This is a genomic window from Janthinobacterium sp. TND4EL3 (assembly GCF_900156175.1).
Lineage (GTDB): Bacteria > Pseudomonadota > Gammaproteobacteria > Burkholderiales > Burkholderiaceae_D > Janthinobacterium.
This window is the reverse complement of record NZ_FTMV01000001.1, coordinates 570,502-585,176: the sequence shown is the minus strand read 5'-3', so window position 1 is coordinate 585,176 and position 14,675 is coordinate 570,502. Positions and strand designations below refer to the sequence as shown.

12 protein-coding genes are annotated in these 14,675 nt (G+C 57.9%); 2 read left to right on the top strand and 10 right to left on the bottom strand.

Annotated features, from left to right (window positions below; genetic code table 11):
- Window positions 1-4: 4 nt before the first annotated feature.
- Window positions 5-559 carry a hypothetical protein gene (locus BXA07_RS31045; RefSeq protein WP_212592258.1) on the bottom strand — a complete coding sequence of 185 codons (555 nt, stop codon included), beginning with the start codon at window positions 557-559 and terminating at the stop codon, window positions 5-7.
- Between the two features lie 170 nt (window positions 560-729).
- On the opposite strand from BXA07_RS31045, the gene BXA07_RS29925 reads away from it, so the two are divergent.
- Window positions 730-1,689, top strand: a complete 960-nt coding sequence (locus BXA07_RS29925) for a hypothetical protein (RefSeq protein ID WP_139335404.1) — start codon at window positions 730-732, stop codon at window positions 1,687-1,689.
- A 9-nt stretch (window positions 1,690-1,698) separates the two neighbouring features.
- A complete protein-coding gene (locus BXA07_RS29920) occupies window positions 1,699-2,301 on the top strand; it encodes a hypothetical protein (RefSeq protein WP_139335403.1) in 603 nt (200 codons plus the stop codon).
- 742 nt (window positions 2,302-3,043) lie between these two features.
- On the opposite strand, the gene BXA07_RS02610 is transcribed toward BXA07_RS29920, so the two are convergent.
- The 9 genes from BXA07_RS02610 to BXA07_RS02575 all read right to left on the bottom strand — a co-directional run bounded on the left by BXA07_RS02610 (window position 3,044) and on the right by BXA07_RS02575 (window position 14,495).
- Complete coding sequence (locus BXA07_RS02610; protein ID WP_076565293.1) at window positions 3,044-3,241, bottom strand: hypothetical protein; 198 nt, start codon at window positions 3,239-3,241, stop codon at window positions 3,044-3,046.
- Between the two features lie 1,986 nt (window positions 3,242-5,227).
- Window positions 5,228-5,434, bottom strand: coding sequence for a hypothetical protein (locus tag BXA07_RS29915; protein ID WP_139335402.1), 207 nt, complete (start codon window positions 5,432-5,434; stop codon window positions 5,228-5,230).
- A gap of 78 nt (window positions 5,435-5,512) precedes the next feature.
- Entirely contained in the window at window positions 5,513-6,007 is a 495-nt protein-coding gene (locus BXA07_RS02605) for a hypothetical protein (protein ID WP_139335401.1), read from the bottom strand.
- A 2,277-nt stretch (window positions 6,008-8,284) separates the two neighbouring features.
- On the bottom strand, window positions 8,285-11,341 hold the full coding sequence (locus tag BXA07_RS02600) for a plasmid recombination protein (protein ID WP_076565288.1): 3,057 nt from the start codon (window positions 11,339-11,341) through the stop codon (window positions 8,285-8,287).
- A 109-nt stretch (window positions 11,342-11,450) separates the two neighbouring features.
- The gene (locus tag BXA07_RS02595; RefSeq protein WP_076565285.1) at window positions 11,451-11,840 is read right to left on the bottom strand and encodes a hypothetical protein; all 390 of its coding nucleotides are present in this window, start codon (window positions 11,838-11,840) and stop codon (window positions 11,451-11,453) included.
- Entirely contained in the window at window positions 11,840-12,058 is a 219-nt protein-coding gene (locus tag BXA07_RS02590; RefSeq protein WP_076565283.1) for a helix-turn-helix transcriptional regulator, read from the bottom strand. Before BXA07_RS02590 ends, BXA07_RS02595 begins: the two co-directional genes overlap by 1 nt.
- Window positions 12,055-12,309 carry a hypothetical protein gene (locus BXA07_RS02585; protein ID WP_076565280.1) on the bottom strand — a complete coding sequence of 85 codons (255 nt, stop codon included), beginning with the start codon at window positions 12,307-12,309 and terminating at the stop codon, window positions 12,055-12,057. The genes BXA07_RS02590 and BXA07_RS02585 overlap by 4 nt, the downstream gene beginning before the upstream one ends.
- Window positions 12,310-12,382: 73 nt before the next feature.
- Window positions 12,383-13,120 carry a hypothetical protein gene (locus BXA07_RS02580; protein WP_076565277.1) on the bottom strand — a complete coding sequence of 246 codons (738 nt, stop codon included), beginning with the start codon at window positions 13,118-13,120 and terminating at the stop codon, window positions 12,383-12,385.
- 109 nt (window positions 13,121-13,229) lie between these two features.
- The gene (locus BXA07_RS02575; protein WP_076565274.1) at window positions 13,230-14,495 is read right to left on the bottom strand and encodes a tyrosine-type recombinase/integrase; all 1,266 of its coding nucleotides are present in this window, start codon (window positions 14,493-14,495) and stop codon (window positions 13,230-13,232) included.
- Window positions 14,496-14,675 lie beyond the last annotated feature (180 nt).

Genomic DNA, 14,675 nt, shown 5'->3' with positions numbered 1-14,675 from the left:
GCGCTCATGCTGCACCGCCAATCTTTGCTGCAGCAGTGCGCCAGATGGTTTTGCCTTCCTCGATGCCGGCAAAGAAAGCATCGGCGGCGGCCGTGCCTACCTGGTAGGGCATGTCGAAGTCTTTGCGCTCGATGCGATGCTCAAGTGCCATGCGGGCGCCGGCCTTGTATTCCTGGCTACGTGGGGTGCGGCCGTTATAGAACGCGGTTTGGTAGAGCTGGTCGACGGACAGAGCACCGGCGAATGATGGGGATTGTTGGGGTTGGGACGTACGGGCAGAATTAGCCATGGTGTGCTCCTTGTGATTGATTTGAAAATCAACCATCCCGACGCCAATCGGGGTGGAAGACCGTGCAAGGTTGGCGTGCTGGCCACAAGTAACCAGTGGGCATTGCTGCCCCCTCACACGGCCCTCCATAGGAGAAAAGCCAATGCGTTGCGCGAAAAAAAAGCCATCAATGTTTGAAGGCTTCGCGCCTTGTAGTTGCAGGACGCCAATCCCGGTTCCCTCTTTTTCGGGAACGTTTTTAGGATAGACGGTCGAATGGCAAGGCGTCAAGGCTTTTCGTCGGCCGCCATTTTAGCATCCATTAGATAAAATTGCATTATTGATATTTTTACCTCATTCTGTCTTGGCACTTGGGATGTGTGACAATTGGAGTGTTTTGTCGAGGGCAACATGTTTATAATCTGACATACATATAACTATTTTGTCCAAGACACGAATACATGAAATCGAATACTCGTACAGTGAAATATTTTGATTGCCAAGTCAGCGCCCATGCTAATGACAAAAATTTAGGCGCAATCGATTTGCCGCCGCGCTCTATGGCGGATTTGCTGGCTAATATGAAGGCGCACCTCATAGTAGACCCATGCCACCGTAGAAATAGGACAAAAACAGAAACTTTTCACATTGCAGATATTCAAATAGATACAACTAGGAATAAAGCTATTATTCTTATAAATCGTTCGGATACGCTTGCTGCGGACCAAGCAATATCAGACCCAAGCTCGGCACACTTTAATGTTTCGCCAAAACAAGGCAATGAAGGGAATGCCTCATCCGCGCACGTAGCGATTAATTTAATTCCGGTTCGCGGAAATACATACGTTACCCTGATTGAAGATTCAATTGGAATAAGCAGTAAAGATGTTTGCATGCTGATAGGAATGGTTTTGCGAAGCTCAGCAATCGCGAATAGGACGTTTTTTTATGTCAATGATGCGAGTGGAGACCCTGCACTAAGAAGATTTGCAAAATATAAATTCTTATTCCGAGGACACTTATCCGCAAGCTTTGAAAAAGAATTAAATGCTGGCGTTTTAAGCGGGTTGGAAATATCTGACTTTACTAAAGCTGCTGTCGCTTTTGATGCAGCCGCAACTGCGATAGAACAAAAGAAAGTCATTTACTTAAAACCAAGAGACAAAAAGCATCCGGTATGGGACACTGTTAAATCTGTCTGTAAAACTGCTGATGCAAATCAGTTTACTAGCGTACGAGTGGTCTACACTGATGATGCTAACTTCGCCAGAAAAGTCGAGCTCGATGCAAGAACTTTACAACTTGTAAATGAAGACCGATTTGTAAAGAAAGCTCGGTTGGAAAATTTTACCGTTCGCCTGGATACCGGCTTTGAGACCGTGCAGGGCGAGATTTCCGGGAAGATGTATGCCCTTCTATGATTGAATAAAATGCTCTGGTATCAACTACTAAGACCTTTCAGTTATATATTAATCCAACACCCTGTAATAAAGAGGGTAAATTGGCTCGTCCCTGCTGTACTAACTTTTGCTGCACTATTTTTGATACTTCCATTTAGACAATCTATAAATATTTGGGCTGCGGATGGGCTTATTTCATCCGCACAGGGTTTTGTGCAAGGGTTGCCTGGATTCTACATTGCTGCTCTTGCCGCAATTGCTACTTTTGGACAACAAACAACACTTGATAAAGTTATACCTTCTCCTACGCCGACATTGCATACAAGTTATTCAGGTACGTGGGTAGAAATGAAACTTACGCGAAGAAGGTTTTTATGTTTGATGTTCGCCTATTTGACAGCAGTAAGTATCGTCCTGAGTCTCTTGGCTTACTATTGCCGCGCAGTCGCAGCGCCAGCTCGTAACCTATTTACTCCCATGTTCGTTGACGCTTTATCGCTACTGGCATTAGGTATATATCTGCTTTTTTTATTTCAACTTGTTGTAGTGACTTTATGGGGTCTTTATTATTTAGGGGATAGGATGCATCAGCCTGACCCTTATGACCCACCTGCCTCGCCGCCAAGTCCTTAATTCTCCGCCGTGTTGCCAAGACTGTCGATGGTAGTGTTTGCCGCTCGACTGCATGCACGTCGCCGTTTGCCACCTGAGCCTGCTCGCGAAAGCAACCGTACGCACCGCTCGGATAGGGGGAAATAGCCACTGCATGAACAAGGCCGTCAAATCTGCCGGCACCTCATTTACCCGCCAGCGGCCTGGCTCGGCCACGGCCGTTCAACGTTCGCTCAACGGCTGTTGCCATCCGCCGGCGTACCGTCTGGCTTAGGACGAGGACGGCTCACTTTTGAGCCATCGTCGCGCGGCGGCGTGCGGCCGGCGAGGTACGCAACGTCAGCTAAATATTCAGCCCACGTCGGCCGGACGCGCTGCACGCCATTGAGCCCGGCATGTCGTGGGCGCCAGCTAGTCCCGATTCGGGACAGGTGTCCTGTTTCGGGACGTGTCCCGATTCGGGACAGGGGGTGTCCTCAGATTTGAGGAGACCCCGCCGCCGGAGTGGCTGGTTGTTTCCGGTGCTGGAAAAAGCCTGGCTGGGGTTCTCCCCCGTTCCGGGGAAAAGGTCGGCGCTCGACCGGCGCCAGTGCTGTGCACGACCTCCAAAAATTTCTGGCCGTCTGGCCGCCGGGGGGTATCCATAAATTTTCGAACACCCCCATGCGGCGCCGGTAAGGGGCTGCACAGTACGCAGACCCTTTGACCTGGTGCACGCCCTGATGGGCACTGAGCGAAGAATTCCGCTGAGTGAAGGGCGGCCTTATATCTCGCGCTCCGGCGGCGGCACCACTGGCCGCCGGCGCCATGCGTCTGACATCACACGGGCAGCAACCTGCTCATCGATGCCGCAATATTTCAGCCACCTTGCGACAAAGGGCAAACCGCGAATCGCGCGCATCTCGATAATCTGGTCAATGATGCTGGCCAGCCCTGCATCCCGCCGACGCTCGTTAGGCATATCTCCTCCCCTAAGAAGCTTCAGGATAAGCCTTCAACGCACAGCCCGATTGATTCGCCCCAAATATTCGGGCCGTTGACCTCCTGGCGAATTGGCCGGAGCTGGTCGGCAATGGGCTGAAAATTTAGCCGATTGCGCAGAGCGATGTCGGGCGCGCGGCCGGGTGCACCCATCTGACCCGTACGGGTCGGGGTTTGTATCTCTTCACCGTGAAGAGATGCGCCATTTGCAGGGCATCGACTCCCCTGAGCGCACTGGGCCGCAACCTCTTGAAAATTTAGGGGATTGGTGCGGCCCTGGTGGTGCCGGATGGCGCTGGGCGCGCCGGCGGTAACGGAGGGGTAACGTTACAGTTACGCTACCGTAGCGGAACCGTTTCGAAAGGGTTTCTGAACCGATGCGCCGGCGCCGGTGTCAAACTGTCGCCGGGAGCGCATCAGCAGCAGATTGCGCAGCGCCGCCCCTTGCATCTTCGGAAATCCGGAGATACCGGCTACGGGCGGGGCTATCTTGTGACCGGTCACAATATCAGCCAACGTGGCCCCGTGCTGGCAGCACGGCTCAAGATGGCCGATGCGTCCAAATCTGGACGCATCTCGCCAGTAACCGGGGCTTTGCATGTGGCACGTATCTCTGCATTTGCGGAGATGGCAGGCGCTCGGCCGCCATCTTCGTTTAAACGAAGATGATAGGCCCAGCCTGCATCTGTGTTCCGAACACAGATAGCCGGGCCCAAGTTGCCAGGGCGCTGTCCGCGTTCCAAAATTCTCTGGAGCGTCGGCGTCGAGGGTGTCCAGCCTTTGGACGCCCTGCTGGTGCTGTTGGTGGTCGCCGCGCCCGCGCCTTTGTGCCGACGAAATTCGTATGCACACCTAAAGCCAGCGAGCCGGCTGGAACATGCGTGGCCTATAGGGCGGCCCAGCATCCAGGCGCTCCAGCGCAAATACCAGAAAATCCGGTATTTAGAATCGAGCCGGGCACGCGATACGCGGCGAAGTCCGTTTTGTGGACTTCGGACGTCCGCTTGGCTTCCGCGCTTGGGGGGTGGGGGCCTTCAATGTCTGGCCGGTGCCTTGGTCTAGACCGCCTGTACCTCACGCGCAGATTTTATTTCCCGATAACGCATTTTGTTAAAGGCTGTGCAGCAGATTAACCGATGTCCACCATAGGAGAAAACCTCATATTCAGGTGCACGAGGATGTTAAACACGGCGACGTTTTGTTAATCGTGCCGCGCGCCACAACGAGGTGCGCCGCCACCGCATCATTGGTGGCCGGGCACGGCGGCGGCAAGGGCATAACGATTCGTGACCCCCTTCGGATTTGCGACCTTCTTTAAGAGGGTTGCAAATTTGCGGGGTACTTTAAGTCCCTTGCAAACCAGCGGACGCTTGGTCCGATTTGAAATCGCGGCAAGACCTGGCGCTGCAGCGCATCGAAGGAAGAAAAACCGGCACATTGCCGGTATTGGCCGGCCAGCAGCTCGGCGCCTGGGTAAAGCCTACTCAGCGTAGGTTTTGGCCCAGCAGCTGGCGCCGGGCGCGCGGCTGCGGTTTTAATCTGCTCACGTGAAGAGTTTGTTCCGGGCTGGCTGCACAGGTTGATGCCGCTCCCCAAAACGGGGGGAGCGGGAAAAGGGGGTGCAGGAATAGCGCCCCCTTGCGACGGTTCCTTGCTCGCATTTGAAATGCGGGCAAGCCTGGCCGGCGCCGGGCCAGCCAAGGGGGCAGCGAAACGCGATGCCCTTGCGACCAACTTTAAGTGGGTCGCAAATCGCGGCGGCCTGCACTGGTAGCGGGAAGATTTTCCGGCTACTCGCCGCAGCACCAGCTGAGTGGTACATACGGGATATTCCCGGATGTAACGTCCATGACGAGGGCGCGCCGCTGTGAAGTCAGATTTCAAATCCGGCTTGGCAGGTGCCGAACAAAGCCGGACGTGCCGCGCGGCATCGGTCAAATACCGTTTTGGCCGGTATTTGAGACTGCTATCTCGGCTTGCCGTTGCTTCGGCCGCCGCCGGACGTACCGCCGGTGGTGCTCGGCCAGCCGCCCGCATTGCCCGGGCCTTTGCCGCTGCCCGCACCTGGTCGAGCACTGTCGCCGCTGGAATTGCCGCCGCCCGCGCTCTGGCGCGTGCCGGTACCGACGCCGCCGCTCTTACCTGCACTTCCGCTCGTTCCGCTTTTACCCATGATTAACTCCTCAAAATGGCGGCCATATGGCCGTGGCGCCATCGTATGCCATCGGCCTTGTTGAGGGCGCGAGGGAGACTAGTCGGGCCGGGAAACAAGTTCCAAGGTTTTCAGCCGGTTTTTGAACCACTGATGGCAAGCCCAACCAACCCCGATTATGGCGCCGAGCTCCACGCCCATGCGGGCGTAGGAAGCGAATACACCGAAGAAAGGACGGAATGCCAAATGTGTAAGAACAGAAACGAACATTAGTATCGTAAGGGCAATGAACCAAGCGAAAAACGAGTAAAAACCTTTTTGGGTGAAGCCAGCATCCCAGCGCATGGCATATGCAGCTTGCCCTGCCCATAGTCCGATGATGAATGCAAAAGCACCGCTCGTGTAACCAAAAAAGGTCATGAACGATGTGACTTCTTCATCATAGCTATAGCGGCCACTGCCGTTCGTGATTATTGTAGGGCCATCCAAATCAACTGCCCCTGGAACGCCTACAGCATCGCCAAAGTATGTAAGTCCAAGCCCTATCAAAAGGAAGATGATAACTCCCACTATCCAACCCATTGCAGTACGCATAGCTCATTCTCAAAGATAAAAAGATGACGTGGAACTCTTCACTGACACGCAGGGCGCGCCGGCGGCGCTCATTCCGACATCTTATCGCAAGGGCAATTGATAGAGTCCATCACCGGGCACGGAGCTGTCAAAATATTGACGGCGCTGCGCCCGTTTCCTCTCGACCCTGATGATGTGTATCTCGGTGGAATTCCGACTCTTCGCGCCCTCCGTCTGGCTGCTTGCACTGGCCGGTACCGGCGTCGCCGGCAGATTTCAAATCGCACCGTTGCGCCAGGCTGATGGCGAACACTGGCCCGAGAATTTGGGCCAGCGGCATTTGAATACGCGCATCAGGTTGCAATCACTCACCAACGACATGCGACATAAAGGGGGGGGGGGGGTGATTCACCAGCCCCTTTGGTCTCGGCGCTGCTGCGAAGACGCCGGGAATTTTTCCGGCGTCGGGCCACCCCGGCTAATTCTATCCGGCGTCGCGGCGGCCGGCATGACTGCCCACTGGCGACGGTCCTAAAAAATTAGGAGCGCGAGCGTGGTCACCTGCAGGCGGGCAGCGGCGACGAACGAAAATTTTCGCTGGTCGGCGTGCAGGCCTGCAACCCTGAAAGCGATGAAACATGGGGTTTCAAATATCAGGACGGTGCTGGCCAGCTATTCCAGGCGCTGGGCCGTACATGCCAGCCTAGACAGGATGTAGAACGGGCTGCGGCGCATGGGCTTCGATGCACCTTTGAACGGGCTTGCAAGGGGCTTCACTGCGTACGAAATTCGTTCGTAGTCGGCGCCGGAAATAATTGCTGGTGCTAGGCAGTGGCAGGGCATTTTCTTTTTGCTTCGCCTAGCGTTTTCACTCCCCCAAATCCGCCGGCCAGAGATTCAACGATGTAAATACATTATGTACTCGAATCCCGATGCTTTCTAAGCAAAGCAAATATCGTCGCAAGAAAAAACGCAAACACAAAAATACGAGTCCAGTGATAGTCGCTTAGGTCCCCGAGAGTGTGGACATAAAGCAAATTTCCAAAAATCGCACCGACGGTCGTGAAGACGTAAATACTAAAAATCTTTTTCATTTGTACCCTTGGTTAAGCGACACCTGAATTATGACGATATTGGTTACCCTGGCTGATAGATTCCTTTCCAAGAAGCATCGTCGTGACAGCATCATATGTCAAGCACGAGTGACTCATTTACAACTTACCTCCATTCTCCATCAGTGTCTAAAATAATGACCGGCATTTGATTTCGCAGCAGCGCAAAGCCAGCATTGGCGCGGCCTGCAAGCTTATTGGGCAAGCATGCCATTTGAATTCCGTTTGAATTGGGGGAAATTTTCTGCGCGTGAGGAAGCAGGTGGTCTAGGCCGGAAAGGCTCCAGAGATTCGACCCCGCCCCGCCTATGGGGTCTGTCGGACCCGCTGGCGCGCACCAGGCGGCCCGCCATGCCTTCGCCGCGCGTCACGCCTTGGCCTGGCCCATCAGGGTGCAGTCCGATGCCACAGCGCCGCAATCGCCCTCGCTTCCGACAGTCTTCCACCGGCATTCCAGCGGAAACAGGCAACTTTCCAGCGGAAAAGAGCGATTTTCCAGCGGAACGAAGCGCCGACAATGGCAGACCGGCCAAGCTGGCAAAGCCTACAGCCCGTCGGTTTTGACGCGGCGCTACAGTGCTTGGCGCTGCGACCGATGCCGTCCAGCATTTGGACGCCATCCGTTTTACCTTTTTTTGTCCACGTTTATGACAGCTGAGGGATGTAACGGTCCTGCACATATGGTCTTCCAGAGATTGAACAGCCCCTAGCCCTCTAGGCTGTACGGCGGGCCCCACTAGTCCAGTCGGTAGAAAATCCAAGTTATCCGCAGAACGCAGTTACATTCCGTGGCGAGGTGGCATTCCGTCGCCTATACCTAATGAGGACAGTTATGAACATTGCAATGACTTGGGACGCTCACCCATCCGCAAGCGAGGTGGAAACACTGGAGGAAATACTCAGGACCGACGCCGAGCTTCATCCATTCTTCCGTCCATGCCACGATGGGCCGGTCGCTTATCACCTGGCCCGCACCGGATATTTGCTTGACCGCGTAAAAGGTGTGGTGGCCTGCAGGTGCGGCGCGCGGATTGGGCGATTGGGCGGAAGCATCAGCGGGTCACCCATATTTTGCTGGCGCTCTATACCGTGGGCTGCTTACGGATGGCACACCAAAGGGGGGCTTTGGTGTGCCGCTGGGTTACGGCTGACAGTGCATCGCCGCCCGCCTGCTGCCCGCTACGCCTCAGTGCTGGCCATGCACTGCCCTGATTGAGTCGAGCGCTGCCTCGATTGCCGCCGGCTTGGCATCGAACCAGACGGCGGCTAGGTCGGCGGCATACGGTTCCTCAGCGCGGCCCCTGGCGCTGACGCGCTTGGCAGACCTGGCCAGCGCGGTGACGAACTCGCCGCGGTCACTGTCCCACAGCTCGGCTGCATGCTCGTCGTCGCGCAGGCGCTGGTAGCTATCGACGTGGTGCCGTACCTGTTCCCCCTCAAGGGGGCGCAGCTGGGCGACTGTCGAAGCTCCCCTTTGAGGGTGAGCTTTCTCGATGGTCAGTGCCGGTGACCGATACGGGGCGTGTTCGGCAATCCCTGCTGGCGCTGGCTGGCTGGCAGTGGCGCTGTCGTTGATGCGTGGCGCTGGCATCGGTAGCCAGTCAAGTGCTGGCGCGCCGTGGTGGTCGTCCTCGCCGGCGCGCTGGCTCACTTGCTGGTAGACCTGCAGCTGGCCAGAATATTCCGGTGAGTGCTGCTGCCCTGAAAATTTAGGCCAGCTGCACTGCGCTGAGATTTCAGCCGAGTAACTGGTGCTGCCAGGTGCTGGCGAGATAGGCTCAAGTTTCAGCGCATCTCTTGTTGTTGGCGCAGTGCTGGCGTTGCTCATGCTGCTGCATGTTGCCAGGCCAAGCGTACGAATTTCGTTCGGCTGTCTGCCGCGCCTGTGATTCTGGGAGTTTCCCTGCTTCACGCCAACTGGCGCCGCACTGCTGGTCGACCGCGCGCATCGCGCAGCAGCCTGCTCGTCATCGGCAAGGCGACGAATTTCGTCGGGCTGGTCAGCACCGGCATCGTACTGACCTTTCCCCAAGGCGGGCTTGCTGCTGGTGGCCTGGCGCACGGTGGCATAGGCGGGCGTGTCGCTGGCCTGCCTGCTGGTGGCCCTGCGCTTGGTCGGCGTGGCCGGTACCGGCGCAGCTTTGCCGGGCAAGGTGTCCTGCGCCGGCGTGCCGCTGGCCTGCTGCAGCGTCGCGGTGCGCTTGGGCTTTGGCGTGCTGGTGCTGGGCGCGGCCGTGCTGCTGCTCGACCTGGTGCTGGTGCTGGGCGTCGATGGAGTCGCGGCCGGCCTGCTGGCGGTCGAGCTGCGCTTACCGGTGCGCGGTGCTGCTGGTGTGCTGGCGGGCATGGCGGTCGATGCCTTGGCGTTACGTGGCGTTACATGCTCGATGCTGGGCACGTGCTGGCGAGTGCGCGCCACAGCGTCGACGACTTGCCGTACCGCTCGGGTGCCGTCGGCAGGAACGATATCCCCGATGGCCGAGCGCGTGGCCGGGGTGTCGACGGTAGGCTCGATACCAGAATCACCAGTCTGCGGGCGGCCACCTGGCGCCGCCTGTTCCTCGATGGCGTGCACGCTGTGCTTTTGGCCCAGCTGGTGGCCGACCTGCTGCAGTGCAGGCTTTGCCGTCTGCGTGTCGGCCTGGTCAGCAGCTGGCGCAATACCGGCGGCGCTCGTGCGTGGTGATGGGCTGGTGCTGGCGGCTACCCTGCTGGTGCGCTTCCGCGTCTTGGCGGTAGCCACCTGGCTGGCCGGGCTGGCGGCGCTCTGGTCGATGCTGGCGGCCTGGTGGTGAGCGGTCGCCGGTGTGCTGGTGGTCGACGTCGTGCTGGCCACCTTCCCGGCGGCGCGCTTGCGCTTCGGCGTGGTGCTGACCAGCGCAGCCGAGGCGGTCGCCGTGGCCTGGCCGGCATTGCCGTGCTGGTCCTGGCAGGCCTGCGAGTAGGCGGCCGCATCCTGATGGCGCAGCTGCCCGGTCTGGTGGTGCGCATCCTGCTGGCCAGCTTGGCCGGTGCCGGGGTTCGTGTTGGCCACGAGCGGGGTATGCAAAATATTTTGCACACTGGTCGATGGCTGGCGCTGGCCGGCACCTGCTACCGACGCGCCGACCATGCCCGGAGCACCCGCTGGTGGGATGTCCTCAAAACTGAGGGCATCATCGGCTGTGCAGTGGCTGGCCATCTCGTCGCTACCCTGCCGGCCTGGTGGTGGAACGGCTGCGCCGGTGGTGCTGCGCTCCCGCTGCTGGTCGGTGGTCGATTGCGGAGCCGCTGGGCTGGAGCTGGCTTGCTGGCCGGGGGCGGAATTGCTGGCGCTCGATGGGTTGGCCGATGGTGGGAAATTTGGCGCGGAAATTGGAAGTCCTAACAGAGCATAGGAGTTTTCATTTTCAGGCAAAAAAACACCTCCCGTTTGCGCGCGCAAATGTCCTATAGGAGATTTTTTGTAAATCCTGTCGGGGCTTTCCGGCCGCACCTTGCGGGTCATCGTCGCAACGAACGAACCCTTGACCACCGGCGCCGGCATGGCCAGGCCCAGCGCCACGAGCAGAGGCTCCGGGTTCTTGGCGTGCGGGACCAGCAGCGCATCGATGGCGCACTCGGTCAGTCCACTGTTCGCCTGCAGGGTCTCACGCAGCAGCGCAATGCCGGCGGCGCGCTGGGCGGCACTGTGGCGCTTCTTCGCCGCTGGCATGCGCAAACCGTATTGCTTGGCGACCTGTTCGTGGAAATCCTTCTGCATCGCCTTCATGGTGGCGCGGTTGCCCAGCAGCTCGGAGCCCACCAGCTTGCCGTCGCGGACCGGGAGCAGTACCAGGTGCAGATGTGGGCTGCTTTCGTCGTTGTGCACGATGGCGCTGAGCAGCGGCACGCGGTAGTGCTGCTGCGCCCAGGCCGCCGTGTCACGGAAGTACGCCAGATGGTCGATGAGCAGGCCGGCCGGCAGACTGGCGACAATCTCGATGCCCAGCGTGGCATTTTTGCGTGGCGCCACAATGCCGTGCTCGCGCATCGCGTCGCGCGCGGCGCTGGCCACGCCGTCAGCGGTAGCTGGGCCATGCAAGGTCACATTCAGGTGGATGCGGCTTGCGTCTATCCCGCTGTCGGCGCCAACACCGATTTCCGCCTGCAGTTCGCGCGCGTTGTGCCGCATCACGTTCAGGATGACGGCATCGGCGCAGCTCGCGCGCGTGGTCTTCACGCTCAGCGGCTTGACGGCCAGAAAGTGCGCGCCCTCTGTCATGCACATCCTCGTGCCGCGCCGGCCAGCAGCAGGGCCACGGCCAAGACGACCGGCGGCGGGAACGATGGCAGCAGCACCAGCGCGCGGCGCAGCGCGATGCGGGCGTGGCTCACGTCTTGCCTCGCAGGTTGCGCAGGCGCAGCCAGGCGTTGACGGCGCGACGGTCAGCCTCATCCAGCGAGTAGACGCCGAATTTAATAGGCTTGCCATCACGGTCTATCCCTGGAGTGCTTTGGGCTTTTTTCGTAATTCCAAGTTCGCGCAAGTCAGCCATTAATGCCGGGCCGTTACTGGCGCCAGCGATTCGGTCAATCTCTTCCCGCTTGCGCGGCCGAATCATCAGCGCATGAATCACGCGCAGGTGACGCAGGTTCTCAGTGCCAGAAAAACGTGCAGTTGATGTAGAATGCTCGACAGGTTCTGCTGTTTTGAAGAGGTCCGGTTCTGCTTGGTCGCGGCCGGACTTTTTCTTTGGGGCTTTCTTTGGTGGCGACGCCATCACACACCTCCCGCTGCCATACGCGACTGCATCCAGGCATGTACATCTTCGCAGCGCCATGCAGTAACCCGCGCCGACAGTTTCACTGGTGCAGGGAATTCGCCGGACTTCACACGGCGCCACAGCGTTGCGGCAGAAAACGGAATAACGTTTGGAATCAAGTTAGCCTGCCGGACAAATCCAGTTGCGGGCAATTCAATATTGGCACTTGGGCTCATGATGCGCCCTCCCCATTTAGCACCTTGGCAATGGCGGCCACTGGCCAAAGCAGGAACTTTCCCTGCTTGACGGGACGGATGCCAAAGCACTCTCCGGTGAGGCAATGATTTTTGAGGATAGTCTGCTTTGCACGGCACATCGCATGTGCAAATTCAGCGGTTTTGATATGGTCGCGGCTTTGTGCCACGGCGGCTAGCGCCGGTGGGATTGCCGCAGGAACGGGGCACAATTTTGAGTTAGTTTGCATCATCTTCCCTTTCTTGGGGTGGAGTAGATGATGCGATTTTCATTGCCGGGAACGGTGCTGCGGGGCTCCCGGGAACTTAGGATACTCCCGGGACACTCTCGGGAACTTTACCGGGAATCAGCCCCTCATCACGAAACAGAATCAGAAGGTTTCTTACTGTCTTTATCGTTGGCTGCTTCGCATCCTTTTCGATTTTTAAGAAGCGAAGCACCTGCGTTGCGTCGGGACCGGCGCCATACAGTGACTCAATGGCATTCCAATTTTCCAGAATCCGACGTCTGGCTCCGCGCTCTTTTGTTAAGTCCAGTTTTTTTCGCCGGATACCCGCATCTTCTGCAGTGTCCACTGCGCGCGCTGGCGACGTCGACGTCGATTCCAACGTGATGACCGATGGGCCAACTCCTCGCTGAGAAACTTGCCACTCGTTGAGAATATCTAACAGGGCCGGATGTTTGATGCGGATGTTGGGTACGCTTATCGGGACTGGTTCTACGAAATAGACAGTTCCATCCACCTCGGGCGGTGGCTCGTAGTGGGCCCAAGTTGTGCTGGTTACCCCAGTCATCCACAAATCCCTGATGTTTTCTTCACTAAGCTCGGCGGCCAGATGAGCATCAGGATTTTGATAAGGCCGGTCTTCAAAATATCCACCTATGTATTCAATAATGAATGTTGCAGTCGTGGCCGGTACGGTTGCGTGCAGAGTGATTCTGCTTTTTAGGGCCACAGCGAGAAAATGGCTTTCGTTCCATATCGCACCGGTGCTGCGGTCTAAAAAAGAGATGGCCTCTTGTATCGTCAAGAAATTTGGCATTCGCACCTCCTTCAAGGTGTCATCCTCATGAAATGGGGCGCCAGTCAGGCCGGTGAAGAGCCGGCTTTTCGGGAGCTAACCTATGCTGGCGCTTTAAACCTTTGCATCGTTATACGGTCTTCCGCAACGGTAAGACATTAGCACCTTGCTGCCACGCATCCAGCATATTGGCCCAGGCTTGCATCATTTCAGCCCGGTTAGCCATATAGTCTGCGTGGTTGTAAGTGCGCCGCACAGCGTTCGGCTCGGCGTGTGCAAGTTGACGTTCTATCCAGTCCGAGCGATAGCCCAGCTCGTTTAACCTGGTGCTGCCTGTGGTTCTGGTGGCATGAGGGCTGTATTTTCCGGCCCAATCCAGCGCATACAGCATTTGTCGGAAGGAGGCGACGGCCATAGGCCCGTCCCTGTTGTCCCGCCCTGGGAATACGTGCACACGATGGCCAGTAATGGCGTGAAGCGCCTGCAGCGCGGCAACGGCTTGGGCTGGCAGGGGAATAGCGTGGGCCTCTCGCTTTTTCATCCGCTCGGCCGGTATCCGCCAGACGGCAGCCGCCAGGTCAACCTCATCCCAACGTGCTTCTGCGGCCTCGCTGGGCCGGCACAGCGTCCACCACATCAGCCGGAATGCGGTAAGTGTTTCATGCCGGCCGCCGTGCCCGTCAACTGCGCGCAGCAAAGCGCCAATCTCGTTTGTTGTCAAAGCGCGCTTGTGTTGCGTCTTGTTGGGCGGCAGCGCCTTGCGGACCGGATGCACCGGGTCGAACGTAGCACGCAGGGTCGATATTGCCAGCTCGAACACACCTGACATGCTGCGTTTCGCCTCGGCGGCCACCGTCGGCCCGTTCTGTTTCGCCGAGGTTGTCAGCACATCGAGCACATGCGCGGACGTCACCGCCGCCACAGGTAGTGTCCCAATTTTAGGGAATACGACGCGCGTAAGCATATCGAGCCGGCGCTTCTTCGTCACGTCCTCCCAGTCTTTCAGCGACAGCCACTCCTTAGCGACCGCTTCAAACGTCGTGGCGTTCGCCTGCTCACGCTTGATGCGGTCTAGTTGGCGGCTATGAGCTGGATTGATGCCCTGCTTGACCAGCGCGCGCGCCTTCGTGCGCTCGTCCCTGGCTTCGGCCAGCGTGAACACACCGCCAGCGCGCCTGGCCGCCGCCTGCTCGGCCGACTCGGCTGAGGGCGGCGATGCATAGGTGCCGATGGCGAACACGCTTTCCTTGGCAACACCATCCTGACGCAGTTCGAAACGGTAGCGCCAGGCCTTGACCCCGTTGGGCTTGACCTCCAGATACAGCCCGTTCCCATCGGGCAGCTTATACGGCTTTTCCTGGCGTTTGGCGTTCTTGCACTCACGGTCATTCAGCATGCTTTCTCCTATGAGGGGGCGTACCCGGTAATTTTTGGCACGCCTCCGACTTCATACCCGGCATCGTACCCGGTTTTAGATGAGATGCAAAGACATTGAGTGAGACGAGCAGACATGAAAAAGCCCCGCATCTACGGGGCTTTTTAGCATTTCTGACATCCGGTGAAATGCGGTGATTCG